The sequence below is a fragment of the Halorhodospira neutriphila genome (genome assembly GCF_016584055.1).
In the GTDB taxonomy this organism is placed as follows: Bacteria; Pseudomonadota; Gammaproteobacteria; order Nitrococcales; family Halorhodospiraceae; genus Halorhodospira; species Halorhodospira neutriphila.
In genome coordinates this window covers 1-8,340 of the sequence record NZ_NRSH01000100.1, presented here as the reverse complement: position 1 = coordinate 8,340, position 8,340 = coordinate 1, and the positions used below count along the sequence as shown (strand labels likewise).

Sequence of the window (8,340 nt, the reverse complement as noted above, 5' to 3'; positions counted from 1 at the left end):
GGCGGGTGGTGCGCGGCCTGCTGCTGCTCGCCGGGCCGGCCGCCGTGCTCGTCGCCTGGCTGATGCTCGCCGTGACGCCGTGGGCCACCCACACCGCCGAGGCCTACGCCCAGCAGGCGGCGCAGCGGGCCGATCTCAGCGCCCTCAAGGGCGGGCGCTTTATCAGCGGCGGCGACGCCGGCACGGTCTACGCCAGCCGGGTCGGCGAGGACGGGGTGCTCGAGCAGGTCTTCGCCCACGCCCGCCGGGACGGGCGCGAGACGATCATCCGCGCCGCGCGGGCGCGCCAGATCGTCGACCCGGAGAGCGGCCGGCGCTACTTCGTCTTCGAGCAGGGGCGCCGCTACGACGGCGAGCCGGGGCGGCTCGACTGGCGGGTGACCCGCTTCGAGCGCCACGGCCTGCTCATCGAGGCGGGCGGCGGGGGCTCGGTCCCCCGCGAGCGTGAGGGGATGGCCGTGGGCGCGCTCTGGGCCGCCGGCGGGGCGGCCGACCTCGCCGAGCTCCACTGGCGGCTGGCCATGCCGGCGATGGCGCTGGTGCTCACCGTCCTGGCGGTGCCCCTGGCCAAGGCGGAGCCCCGGGACGGGCGCTACGGCAAGCTGCTGCTGGCGGTGCTCGTCTTCGTCGCCTACTTCCAGCTGGTGACCAGCGCCCGCGAGTGGCTGGCCGACGGGCTGATCCCGCCGGCGGCGGGGATGTGGTGGCTGCACGGCGGCGCGCTGCTCGGCGCCTTGCTCTGGACCCGGCGGCGCTTCGGCCGGCTCTGGGACAAGGGGGCGGCGTAGCCGTGCGCCTGCTGACCCTCTACCTGGCGCGCAGCGTCATCGCCGCCTCCCTGGTGGCCCTGGTCGCCATCGTCGCCCTCGACTTCGTCTTCTCCCTCGTCGACGGCGTCGCCGACAGCGACGGCGGCGTCGCGCAGGTGCTCCTTGAGGCGCTGCTCGCGGTCCCCGGGCTCGCCTACGAGGCCTTCCCCTTCGCCACGCTCATCGGCGCGCTCACCGGCCTCGGCGCCCTCTCGGCCCGGCAGGAGCTGACGGTCATGCGCGCCGCCGGCGTCTCGGTGCTGCAGATCGCCGGCGCCGTGCTGGCAGGCGGGCTCGTCCTGGCCCTGCTCGCCGTGGCGGTGGGCGAGTACGCCGTCCCCCCCGCGGAGCGCCAGGCGGCGGCGGTGCGCGGCGTCTCCGAGGGCGAGCAGCTGCGCACCGGCCCCGACGGCGCCCTGTGGGCGCGGGACGGGGGCGACTTCCTGCGCGCCGAGCGGCCGCGCTCGCGCACCCACCTCGAGGACGTGACCCTCTACCGCTTCAGCGAGGGGCGGCTGGCCCTGCGCGTCGACGCCGAGCACGCCCACTACCGCGACGGCGGCTGGCGGCTCGCCGAGGCGACCCTGACCCGCTACGCCGGGGCGCGGCTGACTCGGCAGCGGCGCGAGGCGTGGCGCTGGGCGGCCTCGCTGAGCCCGGAGGTCCTCGGCGTCGTCGTCGCCGACCCGGCGACCCTGCCGGCGCCGGAGCTGCTGACCTACATCCGCTACCTGGAGGCCAACGACCTGGACAGCGCCCGCTACCGCCTGGCGCTGTGGCAGAAGGTGGCGACCCCGCTGGCGACGCTGGCGATGCTCCTGGTGACCATCCCCCTGGTCTTCACCGCCGTGCGCTCCGCCGGGGGCGGGCAGCGGGTGGTCATCGGGGTGCTCGCGGGCATCGGCTTCTTCCTGCTCAACCGCGCCCTCAGCCAGGCGGGGGTCGCCTACGGCCTGCCGCCGTGGCTCTCGGCGCTGCTGCCGGTGCTCGCCTTCGCCGCGATCGGGGTGGCGGGGCTCCGCCGGGTGCGCTAGCGGCGCCCCTTGGGCTCGTGGACCAGCCAGGTCCCCGCCCAGCGGTCGTGGAGGGTGCGGCGCTCGCCGTCGAGCAGCGACCAGAGGTAGCCGGCGCCGGCGGGCAGCCAGGAGAGCAGGGCGAGGGCGAAGCGGGCGCTGGCCCGGGCGAGGCCCGGCGGCCGGCCGCGGGCGTCGACGATGCGCAGCCGCCAGGCGAGCAGCCCCAGCGTGCGGCCGTCGCGCGCCCAGAAGCCGACGAGGAAGAGGTAGGCGAGGGCGAGCAGGTAGAGCCGGTAGAGCCAGTCGCCGGGGGCCACGGCGTCGCCGCCGGCCAGCGGCAGGTAGGCGAAGCTGGCGATGATCAGCAGGGCGCCGACGAGCAGGCTATCGTAGAAGAGGGCCGCCAGGCGCAGCAGCAGGTGCGCGTTGCGGGCGGATACGCTCGCCGTGTCGGCTTCGGGGGAGGGGGAGGCAGCGTTCGCCACGGGATATCGGCCCTTCGTGCGGCTACCCTGCTAGGCTGGCGCTCAGGAGAGGAGATGGCGCTCCCAAGGGGATTTGAACCCCTGTTTCCGCCTTGAGAGGGCGGCGTCCTAACCGCTAGACGATGGGAGCGTGTCTTTTAGCTTGCCACCGGCCAACCGTTGAAGCTGTGCTCAACCGTTGGCTGTGAAGTTGGTATTATAGCGATTCATTTCTGACAGACAAGGGTGTGAGCCATTTCTTTCGGCAGCAGCGTCACCAAGGAGGAGCTCGCTCGGCTCGAGCCGACCATCATCCCTCGGGAGGCCCACCACATCTCGCGGGCCGATATCAGCGATAACGCCCTGAAGGTGCTCTACCGGCTGCGCAACGCCGGCTACCAGGCGTACATGGTCGGCGGCGGGGTGCGGGACCTCTCCCTCGGGCGTGAGCCCAAGGACTTCGACGTGGCCACGGATGCGCGGCCGGAGGAGGTGCGCCGGCTCTTCCGCAACTGCCGGCTCATCGGCCGGCGCTTCCGCCTCGCCCACGTCCACTTCGGCCCCGAGATCATCGAGGTCGCCACCTTCCGCGCCCTGCACCAGCCCGGCGACGAGCCCGAGGAGGGGGATGTCGCCTACGAGGACGGGCGCATCATCCGCGACAACGTCTACGGCACCCTCGCCGAGGACGCCGTGCGCCGCGACTTCACCGTCAACTCCCTCTACTACAATATCGCCGATTTCTCCGTGGTGGACCACGCCGGCGGCATGGCGGATCTCGAGGCCGGGCTCATCCGCCTGATCGGCGACCCGCGCGAGCGCTTCCGCGAGGACCCGGTGCGCCTGCTGCGCGCCGTGCGCTTCGCCCTCAAGCTCGGCTTCCGGCTCCACCCCGCCACCGCGGCGCCGATGCCGGAGTTCGCCGGCGAGCTCGCCGAGATGCCGCCGGCGCGGCTCTTCGACGAGGCGCTCAAGCTCTTCATGGCGGGCACGGCGCAGGACGCCTTCGAGATGCTGCGCCGCTACGAGCTCTTCGAGCCGCTGCTGCCGCTGACCGCCGAGGCCCTGGAGCGCGACGGCGAGGACGTCTGGGGGCCGTTCATCGCCTCGGCCCTGCACAATACCGACGAGCGCGTCAGCAACGGCAGGCCGGTCACCCCCGCCTTCCTCTTCGCCGCGCTGCTCTGGCCGGCGGTGCGGGTGCGCGAGCGCGAGCTGGCCGAGCAGGGGGAGCCGGCGCCCCAGGCCCTGCAGCAGGCGGTCGCCGAGATCCAGGCGCAGCAGCAGGGGCGCATCGCCCTGCCCAAGCGCTTCAGCGCGCCGATGCGCGAGATCTGGCTGCTCCAGCCGCGCTTCAAGCGCCGCGGCGGCAAGCGGGCGCAGCGGCTGCTGGGCCACCCGCGCTTCCGCGCCGCCTACGACTTCCTCGAGCTGCGGGCGGCGGCGGCCGACGCCCCGGCGGAGCTGGCGCAGTGGTGGCGGGAGCGCCAGAGAGGCGGCGGGGAGAGGCCCGCGGCGAGCGACGAGCCGGGCTCGACGGGCTCGAGCCGCCGCAGCAAGCGCCGGCGCCCCCGCAGCAAGCGCCCCTCGAGCTCCACGCCGCAGACCGAGGCCTAGGCGTGTCCACGCCCGTCACCGCCTACATCGGCCTCGGCAGCAACCTCGACGGGCCGCGCGAGCGGGTCGAGGCGGCCCTCGAGCGGCTCGACGCCGAGCCGCGCTGCCGGGTGACGGCGGCCTCGACGCGCTACCGCAACCCGGCGCTCACCGGCCCCGGCGTGCCGGCGCAGCCGGACTACGTCAACGCCGTGGCGCGCCTGGCCACGGCGCTCGAGCCGCTCGCCCTGCTCGAGGCCCTGCAGGGGATCGAGGCCGAGCAGCAGCGCCGGCGGGAGGCGGCGGTGCGCTGGGGGCCGCGGACCCTGGACCTGGACCTGCTGCTCTACGCCGAGCGCACCCTGGACAGTGAGCGCCTGGTCCTCCCCCACCCGGAGCTGCACCGGCGCGCCTTCGCCCTCCGGCCGCTGGCGGAGATCGACCCGGACGCCGTCGTCCCCGGCCGGGGGCGCGCCGGCGAGCTGGCGGCGGCGGTCGACGCCTCCGCCTTGGAGGCGCTCGAGCGCCGCTGTAAGGTATTCCCTACCGACGGAGCCGAGGTATCCCCATCATGACCAGCGGCGATCGCCAGCGCCCCCGGGGCGGGGCTGTCAACGTCACCCGGCTGGCGGCGATGAAGCGCGACGGCGAGCCCATCGCCTGCCTGACCGCCTACGACTACGGCTTCGCCGCCGCCTGTGAGCGGGCCGGCGTCGACCTGCTGCTCGTCGGCGACTCCCTGGGCATGGTCGTCCAGGGCCACGAGACGACGCTGCCGGTGACCGTCGAGGAGGTGATCTACCACACCCGCTGCGTGGCGCGCGCCTGCCGCCGGTCGCTGGTGGTGGCGGACATGCCGTTCATGAGCCACCCCGACGCCGAGAGCGGCCTGGCCAGCGCCGGGCGGCTGGTCAAGGAGGGCGGGGCGCAGATGGTCAAGCTCGAGGGCGGCGCCGAGCAGGCGGCGCTGGTCTCGCGGCTGAGCGCCAACGGCATCCCGGTCTGCGCCCACCTCGGCCTGCGCCCGCAGCAGGTCCACAAGCTCGGCGGCTACCGCGTCCAGGGCCGCGCGGAGGCCGAGGCCGAGGCCATGGCGGCGGACGCCCGGGCGCTCGAGGAGGCCGGCGCCGACCTGCTGATCCTCGAGTGCGTGCCGGCCGCCCTGGCGCGGCGCCTCGCCGGCGCCCTGGCGATCCCGGTCATCGGCATCGGCGCCGGCAGCGGCTGCGACGGGCAGATCCTCGTGCTCCACGACGTGCTCGGCGTCACCCCGCAGCCGCCGCGCTTCGCGCGGGCCTTCGGCCGCGAGGCCGCCGGCGTGGAGCCGGCGCTGGCGGCCTACGTCGAGGCGGTCAAGGCGCGGAGCTTCCCCGGCGAGCAGCACGGGTTCCAGGCGTGAGGCGGGTCAGCGAGCGCCAGGCCGTCCGCGAGCTCTCCCGCCACTGGCGCTGCCGGGGCGAGCGCATCGGGCTCGTGCCGACCATGGGCAACCTCCACGCCGGCCACCTGGCCCTGGTCGACCAGCTCGCCGGCGAGGTCGACCGCCTCGTCGTGTCGATCTTCGTCAATCCCCTGCAGTTCGGCCCGGAGGAGGACTACGACGCCTACCCGCGCACCCTCGAGGCGGACCTGGAGGCCCTCCAGGGCCGCGGCGTGGACGCGGTCTTCGCCCCCTCGGCCGGGGAGATGTACCCCCACGGCGCGCCGCTGACCCAGGTGGACGTCCCGGCGCTGACCGGCACCCTCTGCGGCCTCGACCGGCCGGGGCACTTCGCCGGCGTGGCGGTGGTGGTGCTCAAGCTCCTCCACCTCGTCGAGCCGGACGTGGCGGCCTTCGGGGCCAAGGACTACCAGCAGCTGCAGGTGGTGCGCCGGGCGGCGGCGGACCTCGACCTGCCGGTGGCGATCCGCGCCGTGCCCATCGTCCGCGAGGCCGACGGCCTGGCGCTGAGCTCGCGCAACGCCTACCTGGACGCCGAGCAGCGCCGGCGGGCGCCGGCGCTCTACGCCGCCCTCACCGAGCTGGCCGAGGCGCTGGCGCAGGGCCGGCGGGACTTCGCCGCCCTCGAGGCGCAGGGCCGCGAGCGCCTCGCCGCCGCCGGCTTCGACGCCGTCGACTACGTCGCCATCCGCCGCTGCGACGACCTCGCCGAGCCCGCCGGCGAGGAGCGCCGCCTGGTCTGCCTCGGGGCGGCGCGGCTCGGTGCGGCCCGGCTGATCGACAACGTCGAGGCGCGATTGATCGGCTGAGGAGGCCGGCGCATAATGGCTGGCCTTGCAGGTTGTGCAGATGCACATGATCGGGTATTCATGTTTGTGGGACCCGACGGGTGAGTTCGCGGCATTGAGGTTTGAGCCATGCAATTGAACATGCTCAAGGGGAAGCTGCACCAGGCGCGCGTGACGCATACGGAGCTCGACTACGAGGGCTCCTGCGCCATCGACGCCGATCTGCTCGAGGCGGTCGGGATCCGCGAGTACGAGCAGATCCACGTCTACGACATCGAGAACGGCGAGCGCTTCGTGACCTACGCCATCACCGGCGAGCGCGGCTCGCGGATGATCTCCATGAATGGCGCCGCGGCCCACAAGTGCAGCGAGGGCGACCGGGTGATCATCTGCGCCTATGCCGGCGTCCCGGACGAGGAGCTCGCCGACTACCAGCCGCGGCTCGCCTACTGCGACGCCGACAACCGCATCACCCACGCCCGCGGCCACGTCCCCCTACAGGTGGCCTAGGCGCGCCAGCGCCCAGGCCACGTGCTCCCGAACCAGCGCCGACGGATCCGCCCGCCGCGCCTGTAGCGCGGCGAGCACCGGCGCCGTGGCCGGGGCGTTGCCCAGGGCCACGGCCAGGTTGCGCGACCAGCGCTCGTAGCCGAGCCGGCGGATCGGCGAGCCCGCCGTGCGCTCTCGGAAGGTGGCCTCATCCCAGCGGAAGAGCTCGGCGAGCGCCGGGGCGTCGAGGCCGTGGCGCGGCTGGAAGGCGTCCTCGGCGCTCGGCGGCGCCTGGCGGTTCCAGGGGCAGGCGAGCAGGCAGTCGTCGCAGCCGAAGATGCGGTTGCCGACGGCCGGGCGCAGCGCCTCGGGGATCGGGCCGGGGTGCTCGACGGTCAGGTAGCCGATGCAGCGCCGGGCGTCGAGCTGGTAGGGGCCGACGAGGGCGCCGGTGGGGCAGGCCGCCAGGCACGCCCGGCAGCTGCCGCAGTGGCTCGCGGCCGGCGCGTCGGTGGGCAGCGCCAGGTCCGTGAAGAGCTCGCCGAGGAAGAAGAGCGAGCCGGCCCGGCGGTTGAGCAGCATGGTGTTCTTGCCGATCCAGCCGAGGCCCGCCTCGCGCGCCAGGGCCCGCTCGAGCACCGGGGCGCTGTCGACGAAGGCGCGGTAGCCGAAGGGGCCGATGGCGGCGCTGAGGCGCTCGGCGAGCCGCTGCAGCCGGCGGCGCATCAGCCGGTGGTAGTCCCGCCCGAGGGCGTAGCGGGCGACGTAGCCGCGGGTGCGATCGCGCAGGGTCGCGACGGGGTCGGCCGCCTGCGGGGCGTAGTCGAGCCGGACCACCACCACCGAGCGCGTCCCCGGCACGAGCTGCCGGGGGCGGGCGCGCTTGCGGCCGTGGCGGGCCATGAAGGCCATCTCCGCCTGGTGGCCCCGGCGCAGCCAGGCCATGAGCCGCTCCTCGTCCCAGCCGACCGCCGGGGGGGCGATGCCGCAGGCGGAGAAGCCGAGCTCCCCGGCCCAGCGGCGGAGGTCGGCGGCGACGGCGTGGGGGTCGATGGCGCTTTCCGGGGGCATGGGCGGTAGGGCTATCATGAAGGGCACCCTTTGGGAAGCGTAAGCGAGGCCCCGCACCCATGGCGACGCTGCCGATCGACCTCTACAGCCCGGAGCAGGTCCGCGAGCTCGACCGGCTCGCCATGGCCGAGGGCGGGATCCCCGGCGAGCGGCTCATGGAGCGCGCCGGGCGCCGCGCCTGGGCGGTGGCGCAGGAGCGCTGGCCGCAGGCCGAGCGCCTCGCCGTGCTCTGCGGCGGCGGCAACAACGCCGGGGACGGCTACGTCGTCGCCCGCCTCGCCGCGCAGGCGGGCAAGCGGGTGGAGGTGCTCTACCTCGCCGAGCCCGAGCGCCTGGGCGGCGACGCCGCCGCCCACGCCCGGCGCTACCGGGACGGCGGCGGCGCGTGCCGCCCCTTCACGGCGCAGGCCCTCGCCGAGGCCGACCTCATCGTCGACGCCCTGCTCGGCACCGGGCTGGACCGGCCCGTGGCGGGCCGCTACGCCGAGGCGGTGGCCGCGGCCAACGCGGCCCCGGCGCCGGTGCTCGCCGTGGACATCCCCTCGGGGATCCACGGCCGCACCGGCGCCGAGCTCGGCGAGGCGGTGCGCGCGGCGTCGACGGTGACCTTCGTCGGCCTCAAGAGCGGGCTCTTCACCGGCCGCGGTCGGGTACGGCTCCATCAGG

General features: G+C 75.0%; 10 protein-coding genes and 1 tRNA gene. 8 read left to right on the top strand and 3 right to left on the bottom strand.

All coding sequences use genetic code 11. The features are described 5' to 3' along the window. Positions 1–788, top strand: a 788-nt coding sequence (lptF, locus tag CKO13_RS08945; RefSeq protein WP_200259737.1) for an LPS export ABC transporter permease LptF, incomplete at its 5' end; no start/stop codon positions are given. A gap of 2 nt (positions 789–790) precedes the next feature. Continuing rightward, positions 791–1,843: an LPS export ABC transporter permease LptG gene (gene lptG, locus CKO13_RS08940; protein ID WP_200259734.1), complete on the top strand. Its 1,053-nt coding sequence runs from the start codon at positions 791–793 to the stop codon at positions 1,841–1,843. Here lptG and CKO13_RS08935 read toward each other — a convergent pair. Both CKO13_RS08935 and CKO13_RS08930 read right to left on the bottom strand, forming a co-directional pair. Beyond that, positions 1,840–2,310 carry an RDD family protein gene (locus tag CKO13_RS08935; protein WP_338034619.1) on the bottom strand — a complete coding sequence of 157 codons (471 nt, stop codon included), beginning with the start codon at positions 2,308–2,310 and terminating at the stop codon, positions 1,840–1,842. The two genes, lptG and CKO13_RS08935, sit on opposite strands and share 4 nt — an antisense overlap. Before the next feature lie 55 nt (positions 2,311–2,365). Next, positions 2,366–2,440, bottom strand: a tRNA-Glu gene (locus tag CKO13_RS08930). A 104-nt stretch (positions 2,441–2,544) separates the two neighbouring features. Here CKO13_RS08930 and pcnB point away from each other — a divergent pair. The 5 genes from pcnB (at position 2,545) to panD (ending at position 6,624) form a co-directional block, all read left to right on the top strand. Beyond that, positions 2,545–3,906 carry a polynucleotide adenylyltransferase PcnB gene (gene pcnB, locus CKO13_RS08925; RefSeq protein ID WP_200259740.1) on the top strand — a complete coding sequence of 454 codons (1,362 nt, stop codon included), beginning with the start codon at positions 2,545–2,547 and terminating at the stop codon, positions 3,904–3,906. A 2-nt stretch (positions 3,907–3,908) separates the two neighbouring features. Further along, positions 3,909–4,460: a 2-amino-4-hydroxy-6-hydroxymethyldihydropteridine diphosphokinase gene (gene folK, locus CKO13_RS08920; RefSeq protein ID WP_200259731.1), complete on the top strand. Its 552-nt coding sequence runs from the start codon at positions 3,909–3,911 to the stop codon at positions 4,458–4,460. Beyond that, positions 4,457–5,284 carry a 3-methyl-2-oxobutanoate hydroxymethyltransferase gene (gene panB / locus CKO13_RS12760; RefSeq protein WP_200259728.1) on the top strand — a complete coding sequence of 276 codons (828 nt, stop codon included), beginning with the start codon at positions 4,457–4,459 and terminating at the stop codon, positions 5,282–5,284. The genes folK and panB overlap by 4 nt, the downstream gene beginning before the upstream one ends. Beyond that, positions 5,281–6,135 (top strand): pantoate--beta-alanine ligase, encoded by an 855-nt coding sequence (gene panC, locus CKO13_RS08910; RefSeq protein ID WP_200259725.1) that lies wholly within the window; start codon positions 5,281–5,283, stop codon positions 6,133–6,135. Before panB ends, panC begins: the two co-directional genes overlap by 4 nt. A gap of 108 nt (positions 6,136–6,243) precedes the next feature. Beyond that, positions 6,244–6,624 carry an aspartate 1-decarboxylase gene (panD, locus tag CKO13_RS08905; protein WP_200259721.1) on the top strand — a complete coding sequence of 127 codons (381 nt, stop codon included), beginning with the start codon at positions 6,244–6,246 and terminating at the stop codon, positions 6,622–6,624. Here panD and queG read toward each other — a convergent pair. Next, on the bottom strand, positions 6,610–7,674 hold the full coding sequence (queG, locus tag CKO13_RS08900) for a tRNA epoxyqueuosine(34) reductase QueG (RefSeq protein ID WP_200259718.1): 1,065 nt from the start codon (positions 7,672–7,674) through the stop codon (positions 6,610–6,612). The genes panD and queG overlap by 15 nt on opposite strands. 59 nt (positions 7,675–7,733) lie before the next feature. Between queG and CKO13_RS08895 the strand changes: the two genes are divergently transcribed. Next, positions 7,734–8,340, top strand: a 607-nt coding sequence (locus tag CKO13_RS08895) for an NAD(P)H-hydrate epimerase (protein ID WP_200259715.1), incomplete at its 3' end; no start/stop codon positions are given.

Coding starts and splice junctions, on each gene's coding strand:
- panB (WP_200259728.1), top strand. CDS start 4,457: ATGACCAGCGGCGATCGCCAGCGCCCCCGGGGCGGGGCTGTCAACGTC.
- panD (WP_200259721.1), top strand. CDS start 6,244: ATGCAATTGAACATGCTCAAGGGGAAGCTGCACCAGGCGCGCGTGACG.
- queG (WP_200259718.1), bottom strand. CDS start 7,674: ATGCCCCCGGAAAGCGCCATCGACCCCCACGCCGTCGCCGCCGACCTC.